General features: G+C 69.1%; 15 protein-coding genes, 1 tRNA gene and 1 pseudogene. 7 read left to right on the forward strand and 10 right to left on the reverse strand.

What is annotated here, in order from left to right:
* The first annotated feature begins 34 nt into the window (after nucleotides 1-34).
* Nucleotides 35-1957 (forward strand): FAD/NAD(P)-binding protein, encoded by a 1923-nt coding sequence (locus FXF68_RS01105; protein WP_148756940.1) that lies wholly within the window; start codon nucleotides 35-37, stop codon nucleotides 1955-1957.
* A gap of 83 nt (nucleotides 1958-2040) precedes the next feature.
* Entirely contained in the window at nucleotides 2041-3462 is a 1422-nt protein-coding gene (locus FXF68_RS01110; protein ID WP_148756941.1) for a condensation domain-containing protein, read from the forward strand.
* On the opposite strand, the gene FXF68_RS01115 is transcribed toward FXF68_RS01110, so the two are convergent.
* The 4 genes from FXF68_RS01115 to FXF68_RS01130 all read right to left on the reverse strand — a co-directional run bounded on the left by FXF68_RS01115 (nucleotide 3428) and on the right by FXF68_RS01130 (nucleotide 7252).
* Nucleotides 3428-4801 carry a TrpB-like pyridoxal phosphate-dependent enzyme gene (locus tag FXF68_RS01115; RefSeq protein ID WP_148756942.1) on the reverse strand — a complete coding sequence of 458 codons (1374 nt, stop codon included), beginning with the start codon at nucleotides 4799-4801 and terminating at the stop codon, nucleotides 3428-3430. The two genes, FXF68_RS01110 and FXF68_RS01115, sit on opposite strands and share 35 nt — an antisense overlap.
* Nucleotides 4798-5073 (reverse strand): phosphopantetheine-binding protein, encoded by a 276-nt coding sequence (locus FXF68_RS01120; RefSeq protein ID WP_148353587.1) that lies wholly within the window; start codon nucleotides 5071-5073, stop codon nucleotides 4798-4800. Before FXF68_RS01120 ends, FXF68_RS01115 begins: the two co-directional genes overlap by 4 nt.
* Nucleotides 5074-5142: 69 nt before the next feature.
* Nucleotides 5143-5994 (reverse strand): phytanoyl-CoA dioxygenase family protein, encoded by an 852-nt coding sequence (locus tag FXF68_RS01125; RefSeq protein ID WP_148756943.1) that lies wholly within the window; start codon nucleotides 5992-5994, stop codon nucleotides 5143-5145.
* Nucleotides 5987-7252, reverse strand: coding sequence for an ATP-grasp domain-containing protein (locus FXF68_RS01130; RefSeq protein WP_148756944.1), 1266 nt, complete (start codon nucleotides 7250-7252; stop codon nucleotides 5987-5989). Before FXF68_RS01130 ends, FXF68_RS01125 begins: the two co-directional genes overlap by 8 nt.
* A 140-nt stretch (nucleotides 7253-7392) precedes the next feature.
* On the opposite strand from FXF68_RS01130, the gene FXF68_RS01135 reads away from it, so the two are divergent.
* Nucleotides 7393-7767: a VOC family protein gene (locus tag FXF68_RS01135; RefSeq protein WP_222869752.1), complete on the forward strand. Its 375-nt coding sequence runs from the start codon at nucleotides 7393-7395 to the stop codon at nucleotides 7765-7767.
* On the opposite strand, the gene FXF68_RS01140 is transcribed toward FXF68_RS01135, so the two are convergent.
* Together FXF68_RS01140 and FXF68_RS01145 are read right to left on the reverse strand one after the other, a co-directional pair.
* The gene (locus FXF68_RS01140; RefSeq protein ID WP_148756946.1) at nucleotides 7768-9588 is read right to left on the reverse strand and encodes an AfsR/SARP family transcriptional regulator; all 1821 of its coding nucleotides are present in this window, start codon (nucleotides 9586-9588) and stop codon (nucleotides 7768-7770) included. It lies immediately after the preceding gene.
* Nucleotides 9589-11243: 1655 nt separating this feature from the next.
* A complete protein-coding gene (locus FXF68_RS01145; protein ID WP_148756947.1) occupies nucleotides 11244-11525 on the reverse strand; it encodes a hypothetical protein in 282 nt (93 codons plus the stop codon).
* A 366-nt stretch (nucleotides 11526-11891) separates the two neighbouring features.
* Here FXF68_RS01145 and FXF68_RS01150 point away from each other — a divergent pair.
* A pseudogene (locus FXF68_RS01150) lies at nucleotides 11892-12991 on the forward strand (IS256 family transposase).
* A 384-nt stretch (nucleotides 12992-13375) separates the two neighbouring features.
* Nucleotides 13376-13450: transfer RNA gene (locus FXF68_RS01155), tRNA-Ser, on the forward strand.
* A 406-nt stretch (nucleotides 13451-13856) separates the two neighbouring features.
* Here FXF68_RS01155 and FXF68_RS01160 read toward each other — a convergent pair.
* Complete coding sequence (locus FXF68_RS01160; protein ID WP_222869753.1) at nucleotides 13857-15728, reverse strand: CocE/NonD family hydrolase; 1872 nt, start codon at nucleotides 15726-15728, stop codon at nucleotides 13857-13859.
* A gap of 771 nt (nucleotides 15729-16499) precedes the next feature.
* On the opposite strand from FXF68_RS01160, the gene FXF68_RS01165 reads away from it, so the two are divergent.
* Entirely contained in the window at nucleotides 16500-17462 is a 963-nt protein-coding gene (locus FXF68_RS01165) for a sulfotransferase domain-containing protein (protein WP_222869754.1), read from the forward strand.
* The gene (locus FXF68_RS01170; RefSeq protein ID WP_148756948.1) at nucleotides 17459-17638 is read left to right on the forward strand and encodes a hypothetical protein; all 180 of its coding nucleotides are present in this window, start codon (nucleotides 17459-17461) and stop codon (nucleotides 17636-17638) included. Before FXF68_RS01165 ends, FXF68_RS01170 begins: the two co-directional genes overlap by 4 nt.
* A gap of 188 nt (nucleotides 17639-17826) precedes the next feature.
* Here the strand turns inward: FXF68_RS01170 and FXF68_RS01175 are convergent, their stop codons facing one another.
* The 3 genes from FXF68_RS01175 to FXF68_RS01185 all read right to left on the reverse strand — a co-directional run bounded on the left by FXF68_RS01175 (nucleotide 17827) and on the right by FXF68_RS01185 (nucleotide 21030).
* On the reverse strand, nucleotides 17827-19674 hold the full coding sequence (locus tag FXF68_RS01175; protein WP_187437646.1) for an AMP-binding protein: 1848 nt from the start codon (nucleotides 19672-19674) through the stop codon (nucleotides 17827-17829).
* On the reverse strand, nucleotides 19671-20108 hold the full coding sequence (locus FXF68_RS01180; RefSeq protein ID WP_246178155.1) for a VOC family protein: 438 nt from the start codon (nucleotides 20106-20108) through the stop codon (nucleotides 19671-19673). The genes FXF68_RS01175 and FXF68_RS01180 overlap by 4 nt, the downstream gene beginning before the upstream one ends.
* A 226-nt stretch (nucleotides 20109-20334) precedes the next feature.
* Nucleotides 20335-21030, reverse strand: a complete 696-nt coding sequence (locus FXF68_RS01185) for a three-helix bundle dimerization domain-containing protein (protein WP_148756951.1) — start codon at nucleotides 21028-21030, stop codon at nucleotides 20335-20337.
* Nucleotides 21031-21166 lie beyond the last annotated feature (136 nt).

The following is a 21166-nucleotide window of genomic DNA, read 5'->3' on the forward strand; positions in this document are numbered from 1 at the left end:
CCACGCGCGGCCCGTCTCCTGGAGGGATCGGTGGATGGCAGTCGGCAGTACCCACCAAGGCGCCCACCAAGGTGTGGAGGTACGGGACGGCACGGCCGCAACGGTCGCCGCGGCGCCCGTGGTCGCGGACATCGCGATCATCGGGTTCGGGTCGCGCGGGCTGAGCGTGCTTGAGCGTGTCGTCACCCTCGCCCGCGATTCGCCCAAACGCCCGGCGGGTGAGGGCGGGCCGGTGCGGGTGGCGGTCGTGGATCCGGCGGGCACCGGTTGCGGTGTCCACGCCCCGGATCTGCCTGGCTATCTCCTGCTCAACTCGCCGTGCGCGGAAGTGTCGATGTTTCCGGACGAGGGAACCGTGCCGCTCGGGACCGTTCGGCGAGGGCCGAGCCTGTACGAATGGGTCAGCGAAGGCGTCGCAGGGCCGCAGGAGGACTCCTTGCCCCGGCATCGGCCTGTGCATCCGGCCGACTATCTGCCTCGCAATGTCCTCGGTGAGTATTTGCACTGGTTCAAGGGCCAGGTGCTGGACTCTGCGGGCGGCCACGTCGAGGTCACGATGCTTTCCACGACCGCCGTCGACGTTCGTGACGAGGCCACCGGCCAGCGTTCGATCGTCTGCGCCGACGGCTCGACCGTGCTGGCCCGGCACGTCTTCCTCACGACCGGATACACCGCCGAGAACGACCCTCCAGACGAGCCGGGCCGCGAGCGGACGATCGGCAGTCCCTATCCGCTGCCCGGAGACACCGACGCGATCGCGCCCGGGCAATCGGCCGCGATCGCCGGATTCGGCTTGAGCGCGATGGACGTGATCGCCTGCCTGACGGTCGGCCGAGGCGGCCGGTTCTCCGGCAGGGGTGAACGGATGCGGTACCTGCCGAGCGGCGCGGAGCCCGTGCTGCTGCTGTACTCCAGGACCGGCGCCCCGTACCGGGTCAGGCCCAGAATCGGCCGGGACGGCCCCGCGGACCCGCCGGTCGCCTTCACCACCGCCGCGATCGACGCGCTGCGCCGCAGCCGCGGCCCGCGCCTCGACTTCCGCATCGACGTGCTCCCGCTGCTCCTCACCGAGATGCACATCGCCTATCGCCGCGCCCAGGCGCGGCGCGCGCGCCTAGGCGACGTCCTGCTGATACTCGACGACCTGTCGCGCGACCCGGAACCGGCTCGGCTGTACCGGACGCTCGACGCCTTGGCGACCCGGCTCGGCGCGTTCGACGCCTGGGCGGCCCTGGACGGCACGGCCGGGATGGCCCGCCGGGACAGCGCGCAGTACGCCCGCTGGCTCGTCGACGCCATGCGAAGCGACCTGCGGGAAGGCGCCCGGCCGCTGTCCGAGAGTCCGCTCAAGGCGGCGCTGGAGGTCATGGAGGACCACCGGGACGTGATCCGGCACGCGATCGACTTCGGCGGCATCACCGACCGGTCCCGCGCCTACTTCACCGGCCCGATGACCTCCCTGTTCAACCGCGCGGTCGTCGGTCCGCAGTGGGAGCGGCAGGCCGAACTGCTGGCGATCATGGCGGCGGGCGTGGCGCGCGCGCCGTTCGGACCGGCTCCGGCGGTGTCGTGGCACGCCCGGACGAGGCGCTGGCGGATCGTCTCGACCGGGCTCGGACGGCCGCATTCGGCGGCGGCCGACTGGCTGATCCGGGCGCGCGTGCCGCCGCCCAGCGTCGACTCGTCCGCCAGCCCGCTGCTCGCCGCGCTGCGCCGCGCCGGGCGGATCCGCCCGCTGCCGCCCGAGAGCGGCCGGCCGAGCGGGATCGACATCGACCGCGACCAGCACCCACGGGCCGTCGACGGGCAGCCGGACACGCACATGTGGGTGCTCGGCCCGCTCTGCGAGGGAGCCACCTACTACAACAACCAGGTCCCGTCACCGGCCCAGTTCTCCCGTCCCGTCCATGACGCGCATCGCTGCGTCGCGGCCGCGCTCGCCGACCTGCCGGTCTGACCCGGCCATGGGCCGGCGGCGAGCCCGGCCGACCCGAGCCCGTACGTTGCGACAGCCGAGGTGATCTCCGTGCGTGATGCCCTATGACCGAGCACGTCCAGTCGGCCGGTCTGCTCCCGGCCCAGGAAAGCCATTGGGAACTGATGTGCGGGCTGTCGCCCGACGCTCCGGGCGCGTCCCGGTTCATCGTCGTGGACAGCCGGTTCATCGATTCGCCCATGGACCATGAGGCCGTCAAGCTCGCCTTCGCCGACGTCACCCGGCGCCAGGACGCGCTGCGGCTGGTCTTCGACACGATCGACTACGAGCCCCGGATGCGGATCGAGGCAGCGACCGAACCGCAGGTGGAGTACCTGGATCTGTCCGCGCTCGGCACCGCCGCGCAGCACGACCGCATCGCCGAACTGGTGTATTGGGAGAACAACCGCAGTTTCGACCTGCTGCGCGGCCCGGCCTGGCACGCCTGGTTCGTCCGGCTCGCCGCGGACCGCCATTTCCTCAATGTGTGCTTGTCGGAGGCCATCGCCGACGGCTGGGCCACCAAGGCGCTGGTGGAGGACCTGCTGGCCGGGTACGCCGCGCAGGTCGGCACCGCCGCGCCGCCCGAGCCCGCGCTGTCGTTCGCGGAGATGGACGCGATCCAACGCAGCCGGATGGAGCCCAGCGGGGACAGGCTGGAGTTTTGGCGCGAGCGGTTGCTCCCGCTGCCGGACGGTTCGCTGTTCCAGGCGCGCACCACCGCGCGGACCTCGGTACTCACCCGCGACCGGATCGACGTCACCTTCACGCCGGAGCTGCTGGCGACGCTCAGCCGCCGCGCGTGGCAGGCGCGGACGACCGTCTACATGGTGCTGATGGCCGCGTACCACGCCCTACTGTCGCTGGAAACCGGGCAAGAGCGGACGGTTCTGAGCACCGTGACGCTCGGCCGGGCGAGCAGGCGCGAGCGCCGGTCGCCGCTCCCCTGCACGGTCGACCCTTACGTGGTCACGACGCTCACGCCTGGGACGTCTTTGCACGAGGCAGTCCGGAGAACCCATGCGGCGATGGAGGAGGCGATGTCCAACCTGGTGCCCTACACATCACTGGCCCGCGCGATCAATCCCGCCTTCGACTCGCAGCGTCCCTGGCCCGACAGCGACCTGTGCCACGGAAACTTCTACGCCGCCGCGTTCGGCGACTCCGACATCACGCTGGCGGGAATGCGTGTGCGAGCACCGCTGCTGCCCGGCCGCGAACCCGCGGGCGGCAGCACACCCACGCTGTACGCGGGGACCTTACCGTCCGCCCAGCAGGACGTGTGGACGGCGTACTGCGGGCCGAGCATGGAGGTCTACCCGGAACGGGACGGGTGCGCGCTCATCTACAACGGCGAGATGTACGCCCACGAGGAGATGAAGTCCTACATGGACTCCTACCTGTGGGTCGTCGAGGAGATGGCGGCCTCTCCGGAGACGACGATGCGGGAGCTCAGCGAACGGTACGCGCTCCGAGACGCGCGCTGACGCCGACAGCGGCCGGCTGGGCGGGCAGCCGGTCCAGCGCGGCCGCGATCCGCTCAGGAGCCGCCGCGGAGTCGCGCATGCTGCCGTCGTGGAAGGCCGCGTAGGCCGCCATGTCGAGGAGCCCGTGGCCGCTGACGCCGAGCAGGATCGTGCGGCGAACGCCCTCGTCGTCGGCTCGCCGCGCCTCGACGACCGCGCCATGCACGGCATGCGCGCTCTCCGGCGCGGGCAGGACCCCCTCGGCCTTGGCGAACTCGACGGCGCTGGCGAACACCGCCCGCTGCGGATAGGCAGCCGCCTCGATGAGTTTCCGGTCGTACAGAGCGCTGACGAGTTTGGACGCGCCGTGATACCGCAGGCCGCCCGCGTGAATCCGCTCGGGCGCGAAGGTGTGGCCCAGCGTGTACATCTTCTGCAAGGGCGTGCTCCGCGACGCGTCGGTGAAGTCGTAGGCGTACCGCCCCCGGGTCAGGGTCGGGCACGCCGCGGGCTCGACCGCCACGCAGCGCGGACGCGGACCGTCCGCCGGGCCGATGAACGGCATGCACAGCCCGCCGAAGTTGCTTCCGGCGCCGAGCGAGGCGATCACGACGTCCGGAGCGCGGCCCGCCTCGGCGAGCTGGGCGGCGGCCTCCAGGCCGATGACGGTCTGGTGGACGATCGTGTACGTCTCACCGCTGCCCGTGCAGAAGTAGCCGCCGGGCTCCCGCGCGTCGGTCAGCGCCTCCGCCAGGGCGATCGAGAGGCTGCCCTGCTCCTGGCCGTCGGCGCGCGCCCTGCGTCCGACCTCCGTCCGGTCGGACGGGCTGGCCAGCACCGACGCGCCGAGCATCTCCATCATGGTGCGGCGGTACGGCTTGTCGGCATAGCTGGAGCGCACCATGTACACCGTGCAGGCGAGCCCGAACATGGCGCACGCGGCGGCCACGGCCGTGCCCCACTGCCCGGCCCCGGTGCCGACGACGAGCCGGGTGGCGCCGGCGCGCCGGTAGTAGTACGCCTGCGCGACCGCGCTGTTGAGCTTGTGGCTGCCGCTGAGATTTCCGCCCTCGTACTTGTAGAAGATCGCGCACCGGGTGCCGAGCGCCCGCTCGAACGCCGCCGCGCGGCGCAGCGGCGTCGGCCGCCACTGCCGGTAGCGCTGCGCCACCTCGTCCGGGATCGGAATCCAGGACTTCCCACCGATCTCCTGCCGGATCAGCGCGGGCGGCACCCGCAAGGTGGTGGTCCGGGGCGTGGTTCGCGGGGAGCCTGAGCGTCCTGGCGGTGGCACATCGGGCGGCAACTCGAAACCCAGATCGGGCAGGACGTTGTACCAGGCGCCGGGGACCTCGGTCATTCGGACAGGTCCATGGCCGACACCGTCAACGACTGGCGCATCAGCGCGACGATGTCGTCGACGGTGTCCAGGCGGCCGTTCATGATGGCGGCGTCGTCGAGGTCGATGTCCAGCAGCTCTTCGAGATTGACCAGCAGCCGGACCAGTTCCAGCGAGGTCAGGTCCAGCTCGTCGCCCGGCTGGTCGCCGTCGTGGTCACCGTCCCCGTCACCGCCCTGCCGCACCTGGTCCACAGCCTCCACGACGATCTGGCGCAGTTCTTGGTCGTTCATGTGGTGTCTCACCCTCGCGAATCGGGACGGGACGGAGACGCGCCGTCATCGCGCGGCGCACCGCCGGTGTCATCGGCTGTAGACGAGCGGGCATTGAGCATCGATGTCGAGGGAGTCGCCCACCTTGAGCGCGGCGAGCAACCGCCTGGGGAGGATGTTCGGCGTCCCGTTGAACGTGGCGCCCGCCGGCATCCAGGAGATCGCGAACGCGGGTCGCGGAAGCGGGGTCATGTTGGCGCCCGCCGCGTGCGCGGTGTCGCCTCCGTGGACGATGAGCGAGCCGGCCCGGACCGGGCACGGGACGGGCTCGGCGAACTCCCACTCGGGATTGAGGTGGCGAAGGCCGTCCAGCCGCATGTTGCCCTTGGTCGTCACACGCGCCTTGTGGCTGCCCGGCAGGTAGTGCATGCACCCGTTGCGCAGGTCGGCGTCGACGAGCGCGATCCAGAACGTGGACGCGCCCGGATGGGTGAAGGAGAACACCGGGGTGTCGGTGTGCCAGCCCGTGGGTTCTCCCCACGCGGGCTTGAACATGGTCTGGTCGTGCCAGATCCGGACGCCGTCGACGTCGGCCAGGTCGCACGCCATCCGTCCGAGCCTGGGATCGAGGACCAGATCGCGCACCCTCACGTCGGTCTGCCAGAGGTTCACGTGCTGTGACAGCACCCGCACCCAGGCCCGGCTGTGCTTGGCGAGGGCTTCGCGCAACCGCAGTCCGGACAACGGCTGAGGCTCCCCGGCCTCCTCGGCCCGCGGTTCGTCCGGTTCGCTCGGAAGCCGGGCGTCGCCGCGCTCGCGGACCGCGTCCTCAAGGACCGTCCGCCAGTACCGCGTCTCCGCGTCGTCCAGGAAACCCTCGACGACGAGGAAACCGTTCTCGCGGTAGGAGTCGATCTGCGCCGAGCTCAGCTCGTCACGCATGGGCCACCTCCGATCGGCGGTCGGGGTGTTCGACGATGCCCATCTCCCGGCCGAGCCTGCCGGTGGCCTCGCGCAGCTGCCGGTCGAGCCGGTCGCGGTCGGCTCCCCAGCCGACCGCGTATCCCGCGCGGCCCTCCTCGCTCACCGGGAGGCGCGCCCGCTGGCCGGGCAGGACGAGCTGGTTGACGATCTTCACGTCGGGCAGCCCGGCGATGACGGTTGCCGGCGGGACGAACCTGCGGACCGGCCCGCTGCCGACCAGGAAGCGCACCTCCGCGAACGGCACCGGCGACCAGGCGGCGTCCGGCTCGGGGAGCGGCGGCGTCCGGCCCAGGGCCAGCCGCGCCTGAGCTTCGTACAGGTTGATCCCGGTGACCCGCTCCGTCAGTTCGGGCACCAGCGCACCGCCCGGACGGAAGGTGACCTCCAGCAGCGTCCACCGGCCGTCGTCGATCTTGAATTCGGCCTGCATCACGCCGTCCCGCAGCCCGTAGGCGTCCGCGACCAGCCCGATCTCGGACGTGGCGGTCTCGCGGTCCGGCTGGACGGCGGCGTACTTGGCGGACACGGCGATGAACCCGTCCGGCCCGACGTACTCGGCGTCGCACACCGAGACGAAGGCGGGCACCCCGTCGACGACGACCGCGTCGACGCAGACCTCCCGTCCGCCCACGAACTCCTCGATGACCACCGTGCGCGAGGGCGACAACGAGCGAACCACCGGCCACTGGCGGCGCGCCTCGGCGGCGTCGGCGACCTGGAGCACTCCCGCGCTGCCCGCGCAGTCGACCGGTTTCAGGACGCTCCAGCCGGAGCGGCCGTCGTAGAAGGCGTCGAGGTCGTCGGCGCCGGAGACCTGCCGCCAGCGCGGCGTAGACAGCCCGCGCCGTTCACCGACCCGGCGCTGGAGCAGTTTGGAGCGGGCGATCAAGGCGATCTCGGGCCCGATGCCGGGAAGGCCTGCGTCGTGCGCGACCTGGGCGGCCGTCAGTTGGGAGTTGTCGGCCAGGGTGACGACGCCGTCGCACGAGCGCGCCAGTTCGGTCAGCTCCGTCACGGCGGCCGAGCCGTCGCGCGGGTCGAGCGCGGCGAAATGGTGGACGAGGTGTTCGTACCGTCCGCCGGAATAGCCGTCGGCCAGCACGATCTCCAATCCCAGCTCCCGCCAGACGGCGAATGCGTGGTCGCGCATCGTGCTCGCGCCCACCACAAGGAGCCGGGGACGGGAACGCCGTGCCCCGACATGTCCAGCGCTCATGAGATCAAATGCTGCTCAACACGAGTACAGGCGTGATACATCCCGGCTATGGCCGGACGGCTAGCGTCACAAGTGGGCGGTGAAGCTCTATCGTGGGGCCGGTGAATCGTGATCGCAGAGTGCGGATGGACGTCACGTCCGTGACCATCAGCGCGCCGAATCCGCGCGAGCTGGCGGCATTCTATGCGCGGCTGCTTGGCTGGCCCGTGGCCGATGTAGAAGAGCCCGAACCGGGCGAACCGCCCGAGTCCGGCTGGGCGAAGGTACGCCCGCCCGCGGGCGAAAGAGGGCCGACACTGAACTTCGAATACGACGCCGACTACGCACGGCCAGCGTGGCCGACCGCGCCGGGCAGGCAGCAGATCATGGAACACCTCGACATAGCCGTCGAGGATCTCGACGCGGCCGTCGCGTGGGCCGTCGAATCGGGAGCCGTGCTCGCCGACTATCAGCCGCAGCCGGACGTCCGGGTGATGCTGGATCCGGCCGGTCACCCGTTCTGCCTTTTCCTCTGACTATCCCGCCTTCTCCCGCTCGACGTCCCGGGCGAAGCATTCCCGAGCGTAAAGCCCGAGAATTCTCGGCAGATGATAGGTCGGGACGCCGGACTCGGGCTCACGTGAGATCAGCAGCCCCTCGTGGACGAGCCGCTCCAGCAGGCGATCGGCGGCGAAGGCCGGGAGCCCCAGCGCGGCGCCGAGATCCGCCGCCGTGATGCGGTCGGACGCCAGCCGCCCGCACATGCCGAACGCCCTGCGGCAGGCCGGGTCCAGGGCCTGGCGGCTAGTGTCGAACAGCCGCCGCAGGGACATGCCGTCCACGACGAGTTCGTCGAGCACCCGCTCCCCGTCGCGCAGGTTCTCGGCGAGGAAGCGCAGCGGGTGGCGGGGCCGCGCGGCCAGCCTGGCGCCGACGATCCGGATCGCGGCCGGCAGCCGGCCGCACGCCTCGACAATGGCCGTCGCCGCCGCGTACTCCCGCTCGGTGCGGTCCACGCCGATCAGGTGGCTCAGCATCTGCACCGCAGCGCTCACCGACAGCGGCTCCAGCGCCAGATGCACGTCGGCGCGGATGCCGACCAGCCACCGCCGGCTCGTCACGATCAGCAGGCTCCGGCCGAGACCCGGTAGCAGGGAGATCACCTGATTCGCGTCGGCCGCGTCGTCCAGCACGATGAGCGCACGCCGCTCGGCGAGCACGGACCGGTAGAGGGCCTGCCGGCCGTCCCAGGTCCGCGGGATCGCCTCCGGCATCAGTCCGAGGGTGCCCAGCAGCTCGGCGATCGCGTCGCTGGGCGACCGGGGCTCGGCCGTCGATCCCCGCAGGTCGAGGTAGATCTCACCGTCGGGATGGGCGCCGCACACGGCCCGTCCCGCGGCGACCGCGGTGGCGCTCTTGCCGACTCCCGGCACTCCGGAGACCAGCACGGTCGGCACGTGGTCGACCGCGCCGCGGTCCGTCCGGTCGACCAGCGCGCGGACCCGCGCCACCTCGGCGTCCCGGCCGATGAGGGTCGGGGCCCCCGGAAGCTGGCGCGGCGTCAGCACCGCGGACGTCGTCCACCTCCGCTCCGGCCAGGCCACGTCCAGGACCGCCGCGCCCTCCAGCACGGCGGCGTGGACCTTGCGCAGCGCCGGGCCCGGCTCCACTCCGAGTTCCCTGACCAGCCGTTCCCTGGCCTGGGCGAACGCCGCCAGCGCCTCGCTCGTCCGGCCGATCGCGTGCAGGACCATCACCAGCGAACACCACAGGCCCTCGTCGAGCGGCCGTTCACCGATCAGCTCCTGGAGCGGGGCCACCAGGCCCGCCCGTTCGCCGAGGGCCAGCCTCGCGTTGATCCAGTCGGTCTGCGCCTGCCAGCGCAACTCCTCCAAGGCCACGGTCTTGGCGCGCATCTCGGCGCCCAGTTCGAGTTCAGCCAGCGGCGTGCCCCGCCACAGTCCGATCGCGTCGCCCAGCAAGGTGACGGCGTTGGCGTAGCCGCCCGACCGCAGCGCAAGCTGCCCATTGCCGACTAGCGTCGTGAAACGTTGAAGATCCAACTCTTCGGGGTGGGTGTGGAGCCGGTAGCCGCCCGGGTGGCTGTCCAGCCTGTCGCGGTGGCCCGATCCCCGCAGGATCGTGCGTAGTTGGCAGGTGTAGGTGCGGACGTTCTCCACCGCCGAACGCGGCGGCGCGTCGTCCCAGATGCCGTCGATGATCCGATCAAGCGTGACCACTCTCCCAGGGTGCAGAAGAAGGATGGCAAGTAGCGCGCGGATACGTTTGGCATTGATGACGATCGGGAGTCCGCCGGGACCCACGACTTCGAGGGGGCCCAACACGTAGTACCTCATGTGGAATCTTTCGCAGACACGCTTAACACACCATGCGAGAACGCCGTTCTGCACTTTGCCGCAGGCACGGCCGACCGATGAATGAAACTAATGAAGCAGCGAAGGGTTCAACGTTCCGCTGATCTGGGAGCCGTCTTGAAGGAGGGGGCACCGCCGGAACCGGGTACGGGGACGGCGTCTAACCTAAATCCGTTCGCGGCGGTGGGGGCAGCCAAGTAGACAGCGATCACCCCTTCCCCAAGCGGCCGGAGCCGGGGCCGACGGCCCTCGTCCAGCACTGTGACCTCGCAGCCGGGTATGTGTGGCCGGCCAGGTTCCACTATGCATGCTCGACTGGTATCTGAACATACTTGACTTCATCTAGTAAATATCGGCCCTGCTGACACAGCGCCAATCGCAGGTCCCAAAATCAAAATAATACTCGGCGTGACCCTCGCTTTACCGGAATATTGCATTCCCAGCCGAACCCGTCTGGTAGGGGCTTCGATGTCATCGTGATGCAATTGCATAGATGCGCCCGAGATGTCAGCTCTCTGTGTTGATCGGACGCCCTCAGTCTTCGCTTCGCTCAAGCTGATCCGAGCGCGCAGAGACGGCGAGTCGGGCGTGAGCAGGAGCACCGACCGCAGCAGTGTCCCGCGCCACAGCGACAAGGACGGCCTGGAACGCGGCCGTGCGGCTGGCCGACCTGCCGCTTAGCAGACCGCAGCGCGATGGTTCGCAACCTCAGACCGTGGGGCGCAACGCCGACACCGACAAGAGCGTCGAGATACCCCATGAGCCTGGGTAGTGGCCTGCCAGTCATCTTCGGTCATGTACTTGGGACCTCCCCCATGCGCGGGCCGCACCCCGACGCAGGGCAACGTCTCAGCGTAGATCGCGGATCATCCCCGCGCGGGGAGCACTCCTTCGCCGCCTCTACCGCCAGCTAATGATTGGGACCATCCCGCGTGCGCGGGGAGCACGTCCAGTCCGGCCACGCGATCACGTCGCCCGGGGGACCATCTCCCCGCGTGCGCGGGGAGCACCACTCTTGCTGACCTGGGACTCTATGGAACGGTCGGGCCGTTCTGAAGCACTTTCGCAGATTCAGACATTTCGGGCTCGGGTCAGCGGCGGCCGCAGCAGCGGCGTTTTGATGCCTTGCCCCAGCCCGCGGGCGCGGGCTCGGAAGAAACGGCCGACTAGGTTGTTCTTCAACTCCGGCCCCGGCACCTCCGCCAATAACCCCGGACACGTCGGCCTCGTCATCGGCGGCGGCAAGATGATCGCCGCGCCCCACACCGACACCGTCGTCCAAATCCAGTCCTACCGCCGCCCCAGCCTGCTCGGCTTCACCCGTCCATGGTCATCCTGGACGCCAGCCGCCGCCATCGTCTGGTCCCGGCGTTGGCTAGATGAAGCCTGGATGCGGGCATCTGCGCCACCGTGGCGCGAACCTGGCGTGCGGTGCCGCCCACGGCCCAACAGTGCCCTAGTCAGCGCCTGGCCCGCCCTTGAACTCGTCGGCTCATTCGGGCTGCTGATGGCCCTCACCCACGGGACGGTGCCGCGCCGGGCAGCCGCGCCCACGGTCAACGGAACAGCCCTTGATCCCCTACTTCTCCAGACGAAGAGCCGGACGATCAAGGGCTGTTCGGCTCACCGGCCGACCGTCATCCCCGGGTCTGGTGCGTGACGAAAACGGTCTGGTGGATGCTGCAGGTCACACGCGAGACAGAACTCGCCGACACCCACGGCCCGAAGCAATCGAGATCGCCGAGGAATGGGACGTACTGCCGCGCCCACACCCGGTGCTCTCCGGTGCCGCCGGTGCACCGGCTCTCGTAGTTCTGGCCGTCGACCTGCCTGGCGACGCAGCCGGTCGGGGCGGCCGCGGCGCCGGACGCGGTGCCCACAAGCGCCGACGCGGCGGCCACGCCAGCGAGCGAGATCATCGCTGTCCGCCTTCCGACCCGCGCTGTGCGTGTTCTCTTCATGATTTCGTCCCTTCACATGGGGGTTGGTTACGCCGCCCGCGCTTCCAGTGGCCGATGCGGCACGCCCACCCGTCCGAGCGCAATCACCCGAGATTCGTGTCCGGGTGGTCGCTGGATGACCGATCGACGGGGTTTCTGATCGGCCGGCCCGGATGCGACGGCCCCGCGTGGCGTCGACTGGCGGGTGCGTGGATCACCGGCGGTGGGGTTGCGTCCACGGAGGTGGTGTATGCGTTTGACCTGGTCAGAGGGCGTGGCGTCGTGACGTGAGACGGCCATCGCGTGATCCTTCGAATCGACCAAGATCAGAAGGAGAGGAACGCGATGGCCGTGGACAACAGTGTGGACCCTTCGGGCTGGCTGGCCGAGCAGATCGGGGCGTGTGAGCCCGATGTATTGCGGTCGATGGTCAAGACGATGGCCGAGGCGCTCATGAGCGCGGAGGCCGACGCGGTGTGCGGCGCCGACTACGGGATCCGCTCGGACGAGCGGGTGAACCCGCCGCCACCTCCTATCCGCTGGGGGTGTCGACGCGGCGGGTGGACAGGCTGGTCGAGCAGATGGACATCAAAGGCATCTCCAAAAGCCAGGTCAGCGAGAATGTCCAAGGTGCTGGACGCCCAGGTCCAGGCGTTCCGTGACCGGCCTTTGGAGGGCGGCCCGTATGCGTTCGTGTGGGTCGATGCCCTGACCCAGAAGGTCCACGAGGGCGGCCGGATCGTCAACGTGCACGTGCTGGTGGCCACCGGCGTCAACGCCGACGGGCACCGCGAGATCCTGGGGGTGGAGGTCACCTCGGCCGAGGACGGCGCCGGGTGGCTGGCGTTCCTGCACGGGCTGGTGGCCCGCGCCTGACCGGCGTCCAGCTGGTGATCTCCGATGCCCACGCCGGCCTGGTCGAGGCGATCGGAGCGACCCTGCCCGGGGCTGCCTGGCAGCGGTGCCGCACCCACTACCTGCGCAACCTGCTGACCAGGGTGCCCAAGTCGGCGCAGCCGTGGGTGGCGACGCTGGTAGGCACCATCTTCGACCAGCCCGCCGCCGACGAGGTCCACGCCCAACACGCCCGTGTCGTCGTCTCACTGGAGGCCAAGCACCCCGATGCGGCCGAACATCTGGACCAGGCCAAGCCCGACCTGCTGGCCTTCAACGGCTTCCCGCGCCAACTCTGGCGGCAGATCTGGTCCAACAACCCGCAAGAACGTCTCAACAAGGAAATCCGCCGCCACACCGACGTGGTCGGGATTTTCCCCGACCGGGCCGCGATCGTCCGCCTGGTCGGCGCGGTTCTGATGGAGCAGACCGATGAGTGGACCGAGGCCCGCCGCTACATGGGACTGGAGTTCCTGACCAAAGCCTGCCTGCGCGTCATCGACGGCCCAGCACCCGACCCCGAGATCGACCAGCGAGAACTCACCGCTTAACCTGCAGAACAGGATCACGCGAAGATCAACTCTTACACCACTCCAGTGGACGTGACCGCACGCGGGGCTGGTGTCCCGGAGTCCTCGGTGAACCAGACTGGGAAAGCGTGCTTCCCGCCTGCGCGGGGATAGTCCCTCCATGTAGCCCGCCATACAAGACGGTGGAATCCACAGGGACGAGATCTCCAGGTTGTTGTCCCAGTGGTGGCAGCGTAGCTGCCGTTTGTGCCCCGCCCCGAAACTCGAACCTGCGCAACACCGGATTGTGTCTGCTCGTTGTTTGCTCGTATGTCGCGGAACATACCGCAGCCGCCAGCCTGAAAGGACATTGAAGCTGGCGGTTAACGGCGCATAATGGGGTAGGGCGACAGGGTTCGACACTTGGCATAATGGAGTGACAGCGTTTAAGTCGGACTTCTAATCCGACGGTCGCGGGTTCGAATCCTGCCGGGTGCGCCACCCCTGACCCGCAGTCTTACCACTGCCAAGATCCCAGATCTTGCCCGATACGTCCCCCCGTCTACTCGACGTCTGCTCGGTTGTCGCGGACCTATCGCCGACCCCGTCTCCATCCCGCTTGATCACCAGCTCCAGGTGCCCTTGACCAACGCGTCGACGCATCCGCGACACCACGTCCTGGCCGGGGTTGGACGGCTATCGGCCGACCAATTGAGTTGAGACGCCGACTCGGTGTCCGCGTCCAACCCGAGGCTCGGATGCGGACCCCGGCGCAAAGAATCCGACGGTCGACCTCCGCCGGTCATCGTGTTGACACCTCGGCCAGGTGGGCGCTGCGTCCCAGTCAGGTCTACCCGACCTCCGGCTGACCCGCGGCGGGGGGCGCGGGCCAGCCGTTACGCCGGGGTCAGCGGACGGGCGCCGGGATGATCGGCAGCGTGATCGACGACGGGTGCTCCGGGTCGTGCAGGACGGTCTGCGACGCGGGCTGCGTGGTCGTGTCGGCGCCGAACTTCCCGCCCGTGTTCGGGTTCCGGTCGTACATCGGGAAGTTGCTGCTTGAGATCTCCAGCCGGATGCGGTGGCCCGCCTTGAACATGTTGCTGGTCGGCCACAGCTTGATCGTGTACTTGTAGACCTCCCCGGGGGTGATCAGCTCCGGCTTCTCCAGCGAGACCCGGTACCGGGCGCGCTGGATGCCGTCCCGGACCAGCATCGAGGTTCCGTCCGGCCCGACGTCGGTGAGCTTCGCCGTCCAGTCGGTGTCCTTCGCCGAGGACCTGGCGTACAGCGTGACCGAGATCGGGCCGGTGACCTCGGTGTCCTTGGTGAGCTGCGGGGTGCTGTAGACCAGCACGTCCGGCCGCTGCTCGACGGACCGCTGGTCCCGCGGGCCGCCGGGCACCGAGCTCTGGAAACGGCCGCCGACGCTCGGTACCGGGTTCGCCGGGTCGTACTGGTACTGGTCGGCCTTCTCGCCCGTCGCGGGCACGGTGGTGTCGAGCGTGCCGCCGCCATTTGCCGTGTTCGCGTCGCCCTTGCTGTGCAGGTAGTACGTGGTGTTGGCGGTGCCGGGGATCGGCCAGGAGTCAGCCGTGCGCCACTTGTTGGCGCCCATCACGAAGACCTTCACCGGCGGATCCTTGTCCACGCCGTTGTCGATCCCCTTCAGCCAGTGGTCGAACCAGCGGAGGTGCAGATCGCCCCAGGCGACGACCGCCTCCGGACCGAAGTCGACGTCGCCGACCTTGCGGCCCGAGCCGCCGTGCGTCCACGGCCCGACGAGGAGCTGCGTACCCTGCCGGGCGACCTCGGACCCGCCCTGGGCGCGCATCCCGGCGAAGTTCTCCACCGTCCCGTTGAGGAAGATGTCGGACCAGCCGCTGAAATTCAGCGACGGCACCTTGACCTGCGGATACTTCGTGCGGATGCTCCAGCGCTTCCAGTAGTCGTCGTAGCTCGGGTGGTCGACCCAGTCGAAGTAGTACGGCGCGATGCGGTCGTCCTGCGGGTACAGCGGCGGGAAGTTGTTCAGCGGCTGGTACCGGTACCACTTGGTGTGCAGGTCCTTGGACGCCTGGTTCATCTCCGCCCGCAGCTTCGCGCCGTCCGGGAGCTTGCTGGTGACGCCTCCGGTGAGGAAGCTCAGCAGCCAGTCCTGGATGAACGCCTGGTAAAGCGCGCCGCCCTCGTAGGTCCATCCGTCGTAGATGTCGGAGGACGTGAACCCCGGGGCGATCGTGACCAGGTGCGGGGGCGCGAGGGGGGCGGGCAGCCACTGCGTGAGCCCCGGATAGGAGAACCCGTACATGCCGACCTTGCCGTTGGAATGCGGCAGAGCGGCGGACCACTCGATGGTGTCGTAGCCGTCCTCGGCCTCGCTCCGGTACGGGTAGAAGGTGCCGTCGGACTTGTACTCGCCGCGGACGTCCTGCACCACGACGATGTAGCAGGCCTTGGCGTAACGGTCGGGGGCGCCGTAGACGAAGCTCAGGGCGCCCTCCTTGTTGTAGGGCAGCCGCATCAGGATGACAGGGAACTTACCGTCCCCTTTCGGCGTGAACACGTTGCTGCGCAACACCGTCCCGTCCCGCATAGTGGCAGGGACGTCCTTCTGGACGTCGAATTCGCACACCTCCGCCTTCGACGCCGTGTCGGCCGCCGCACCGGGCACGGCGGCGGCGACGCCACCCAGCAGCACCACGGCCGCCGCCACAAGGGACAGCCGCCAGCTGCGACTTCTTCTGTTCGCCCAGGTCGTCCGCCGTCTCGCGCGCATCGCCGCAACCCCTTCCCGGCCGGGGCGGCGGGGCCGCCCGCCGACTGTTCGATGTCGTCGGGCGGAGCATCGCATGATCACGACGGCTGGTCAGGAGGGCGGTCAGGGGTTGTCGGCCGAACGGTCGATCGGCGCGACGAACGGTCCGTTTGTGGCGAATTGCCGGAATCTATCGGACGCGAACTCGCCCCCTTCGTCGGTGCATCGCGCTGCACGTCTAGACCGGCTCGGCGCCGTGCCCGGCGGCGATCGCGTCAATGTGGCGCGTCAGCTCGAAATCCTTCACATACTCGGCCCGGAACTGATCACGATGCGAGGATGGGAGCGCATCGAAGATCGCAACCGGGTCCTCACCAGGATCGCGGCGCGGACGATTCCTCGGGCTGGGCCGTCATCTTTTCCAATCTACTTGCGGGGCACGTCGAGGCAGGGCCCACGACGGCAGGAAGCGGCCACGAGCAGATCCGGAGCGAGCACGGAATGATCTTGCTCCGGGCGGGTGAATGCTCGGAGTGTGCGCGGGTCGATGAGGCCGCCGCCCGGCCGGAGCGCTTCGGACTTCCAATCTGACGGCCGCGGGTTCGAATCCTGCCGAGCATGCCACCCCTCACCCGCAATCTTGCCACCGCCAAGACCCCGGATTCCGTCCGGCATGTCCTCCCGTCTGCTCGCTGTCTGCTCGGCTGTCGCAGACATGTCGCCGAATCCGTCTCCAATCTCGCTTGACCACCATGGTTGACTGCCCGATCTGGTTGCCGCCATTCTCCCCGCATGGGCTTGGGGGAACGCGTTCGCTACCAGACCTCCTTTACGGACTCGGCCCGCTGGGATGGGTTCGTGTTCCGTCCCGGCGACATCGTGATCAGCACCCCGGCGAAGTGCGGCACGACCTGGCTGCAGATGATCTGCGCCCTGGAGATCTTCAAGACCACGACATTCGACCGGCCGCTCGACCAGATCTCGCCGTGGCTGGACGTCCTGCTGCGCCCGCTCGCCGGAGTGCTGGCCGACCTCGAGGCACAGACGCACCGGCGGTTCATCAAGACCCATACGCCCCTGGACGGATTGCCCTTCGACGACCGGGTCACCTATCTCTGCGCAAGCCGGGACCCCCGGGATGTGGCCATGTCCTTGGACAGCCATGCCAGCAACACCGACCGGGCCGTGTCCCTCGCATTGCGGGAGGACGCCGTGGGAGCCGCGGTCCTTAACGAGTTGCTGGCCAACGCTCCGTCCCCGCCGAGCGGGACTGCACGCGAGCGCTTCTGGTCCTGGGCCAATCCCGCCGCGCCCGGGAAGGCCGTGTCCGACCTGGAGATCATGCTTCACCATCTAGACACGTTCTGGCAGGTCCGCGACCAGCCGAACATCGTGCTGCTGCGCTACGAGGACCTCCTTGACGACCTCGAAGGGCAGATGCGCTACATAGCAGCCCGGCTCGGGATCGCCATCACCGAGACAGCCTGGCCGGACCTAGTTCAGGCCGCCACGTTCGCGGCCATGAAGGGCCGGGCTGGCGAGCTCGCGCCCGAAGCCAGCCACGACGGCTTCTATCACGACCGCACTCAGTTCTTCCATAGCGGATCAACAGGCCAGTGGCGGCAAGTCCTCAGCGAGGAGGAGCTTCCCCGGTACGCCGCCCGAGTCGCCGAATGCGCGCCCACGGACCTCGCCGCCTGGATCCATCGGCCCGCGCTGCCAGCGGCAGGCAACCTCCAAGGGCGCGGTGCATGAGTGAAGACGCGCCGGAGCTGACCGCGAAACTGGTGGCGGACAGCGTCGTGCCGTCGCAGCCGACGATCTCGCTCGACGGGCGCCGGGTTGCCTACGCCATTGCTCCGATCGGCTGCAAGACAGAGCGTCGAATGTGCGCGATATGGCTGGACGGTAGCTCACCCTCGGGAAGCTGATCGTCATCAGCCTGACCGCCAGGCCTGGTCGATGAGGGCCCTGGCCACAAGCCCCGACAGGCCCGCCTGCGATTCGACCCCGACTCCCCGGTCGCCGACGGCCGCTGGCCCTTCGACACCTGAAACCGCAAAGGCGGGGCCACTTCGAGCCGTCACAACAGCGCGGACCCCGCACCCGGTGGGGCCTCCTACGGGGCGTGGGCGGGTAGGTGAATGTCAGCGATGATGTCGAGGCCGGTGCCGGTGGACAGCCAGGCGCGTAGGTCGGAGCGTTTGATTTTCTTGGACGTGGTGTAGGTGAGCGTGCGAACGAGGAGCAGGCGGTGAAGGCGGGCCCATTCGCCGATGCGTTCGTCCACCAGGCCGCGCAGTTCGCGGGCCAGGTTCGCCGGGTCGAGGTTCTGGTCGCGCGGGACGACGAACGCGACGGGCACCTGGGTGTAGAGCGGGTCGGGTGCGGCGACGACGGCGCAGCGTTCGACGGCCGGATGGTGTCCCAGGACGTGTTCGAGGTCGATTCCGGAGAGGCTGTCGCCGCCGACGTTGATGATGTCGTCGGTGCGCCCGGCGATCCACAGGTATCCGTCTTCGTCGATGTGTCCGGCGTCGGAGGTGTCGTAATAGCCGGGGAATTTCGTGAGGTAGGTGTCGATGAATCGCTGATCGTCGTTCCACAGCGTGGTCAGGCAGCCGGGCGGCAGCGGGAGTTTTATGGCGAGGTGGCCCTGCTCCCCCGCCGGTAATGGTCGGCCGTCGTCGTCCAGGACCTCGATCCGGTAGCCGGGCAGCGGCCGGGACACCGAGCCGGGCTTGACCGGCAGCAGGCCGGGGCCCAGGCAGTTCGACGCGATGGGCCATCCGGTCTCGGTCTGCCACCAGTTGTCCACGACGGGACAGCCGAAGAACTCCCCCGTCCAGGCCAAGAGGTCCGGCTCGACGCGTTCGCTGGCCAAGAACACCGCGCGCAACGGAGAGCCGTCCACCCCGAGCGGCCGGTCCCGGTGGGACGCCCGGCGGAGGCGGCGCAGCGTCATGGGCGTGGTGAACAGGACGTCCACCCCGTACTCGGAGATGATCCGCGGGAACGCCGAGGAGCCGGAGGTGTCGACCGGTGATCCCTCATGGACGACGGTCGTGGCACCGCTGACCAGCGCGCCGTAGACGGTGAAGGAGTGGCCCATCACCCACCCGGGGTGGGAGTCGGTCCAGAAGACGTCGCCCGGACCGACGCCGAAGACGTTCTCCACCGCCCAGCGCAGCGCGGTGAGGTAGCCGCCGGTGTCACGGGTGACGGCCTTGGGCCGCGCGGTCGAACCCGAGGTGTAGAGCAGGTAGAGCGGGTGGGTGGACGGCACGTGGACCAGCCGCGACCCTGCCGTCCCGGAGTCGGCGACGAGGCCGCTCCAGTCGAGATCGCGTCCGGCGGCGAGCGTCCACCGGCCCGCCTCCGGCCGCTGCAGGACGACGATGTGGCGCGGCTGGTGGGCGGCCCCGGTGAGAGCGGCTTCGAGGAGCGGCTGGTATTCGACGGCGTCCGGGCCGTCGAATCCGCCGGACGCGGTGAGGACGATCGCCGGGCGCGCGTCGTCGATGCGGTCTCGCAGGACGGTCGCCGGCACGGAGGGGATCACCACTGAGTGGGTGAGTCCCAGCCGCGCGCAGGCGAGCATCGCAACGACGGTCCGCGCGATCGCGGGCATGAAGATCAGCACCGTGTCGCCGGCGTTCGGGCGGAGGCTGTCGAGGGCTGCGGCGAACGCGACGACCTCCCGGTGCAGGCGGCGGTAGGTGTAGACGTCCTTGGCGCCGGTCCGCGGACTGTCGAAGATCAGCGCGGGGGCGTCGCCGCGGCCTTCGGCGAGGTGGACGTCCAGGCAGTTCTCCGCCGCGTTGATCGTCCCGTCGGGGAACCAGCGGTAGAGCGGAGCGCTGGACGCGTCCAGGGTCGTTTCCCAGGGCTTTTCCCAAACGAGCCTGGCGGCCTGACGCTCCCAGAACGCCTCGGGATCGTCCAGCCACTCAGTGTGTGCGTTCAACGGCCCGGCAGACGGGTGGTGACCTCCTGAACGAACCATTGGTTGCCGTCGGGATCGGCGAACGAGACGAATGACCCGTAACTCTGCCGATCCGGGGCCAGGCCCACCACCCGCGCGTCGGCTCCGGCATGGTGGAACACCCCGGCCGCGTCGTGGAACACCTCGCTCACCTGGACGCCGTGCCCAGCCAGTTCGGCCCGGGCAGCCTCGATGTCGTCCACGATCAGTTGCAGGCCCTGCGCCGACCCGGGCCAAGCGCGAGTGACGCCGGTGCCGAAGATGACAGAGCAGCCCGAGCCGGGAGGCGTCACCTGCACGACCCGAAAGTCGGGACCGGTGATCACATCAGCGTCCAACCGCCAGCCCAGCCCCTCGTAGAAGGACTTGGCACGATCCACATCAGCGACCGGGACCACCACGACCTCAAGCCTCATCTCCATGCCCGCCAGCCCTTCCCCTGAAGGTCGACGACCGCCTTCATCAGCCGCCGAACACGGTCCTGGCGGCCACGCTAACCCTGGCGGGCGCGTCGATCCCGTCCGTTGAACACCCCTGGCCGACACCGGCAGACAGCCTTGCCAAGCGCCCGGCTCATCGGCAGTGCCGATCAGCCCGGTTCGCTGTCCTCGGCGTCCTCACGACCCCGACCAGCGGTCGACTTCATCGGCTCTGGGTAATTTCCCGTTGCGGAGCGGCTCGATCCGGCAGGTCGGAGGTGAGCGCCTGGCGAGCGAGCCGCTCGACAAGCACGGGCACGAAGTCCCGAACGGGTCTGTGGTCGAAGCGACGGTAGATCGCGTCGATGGCGTGGGTCACCTGTGCGGGACCATGATGGTCGGCGAAGCCACGGATGAGGCGATCGGTCACCGTGCGCATGACGTGCTCCTCGCGTTCTACCGGGTTCCCGGACGGAGTGATGGTCAGCCCGCCGCGACCGGGAGGCGGCTGAGGCATGAGCTTCTCCGCCAGATGCGAGTATCCGAGCGGGCAGGGCCCGAGCTGCGGCGGCGCCGTGTCCACGGCCGCCAGATGCGCCTTGATGGCGACACTGACCAGCGAGACCAATAACGCGACGTCGCCATGGCCACCCAGAAACATCTCCACCCAGCCGCTACCAGGCCGGATTCGCACCGAGGCCCGCTCCCCCAGCGGCCCGCGCAAGCGTTGAACGAGCGGCCAGGTCAGATACAACTCGGCTTGATCACACCCGTGCAGGTGGACGATCTGATCACCGTCACAGGCGAAAGCCCGCCCGAACCCGCAATCGGCCTGGCACAACCTCAGCGCCGGCCAGCCGTTCAGTTGCCCCACCACGTAGTCGGCCAAAGAGATCCGCAGGCCACCGGTCCCACCCATGCCCGTAGGATCCGGCGCGAACGCCGCGACCACCACCCCGCACGGCCCAATTGTTACCAGAATGGTTCCCTGAACACCATTTCGCCGGTGGAATCTCAGTACAACGACCGAATACGGACATGCCCTCGCTCAATCC

Source organism: Actinomadura decatromicini, assembly GCF_008121305.1.
Taxonomy (GTDB): Bacteria; Actinomycetota; Actinomycetes; order Streptosporangiales; family Streptosporangiaceae; genus Spirillospora; species Spirillospora syzygii.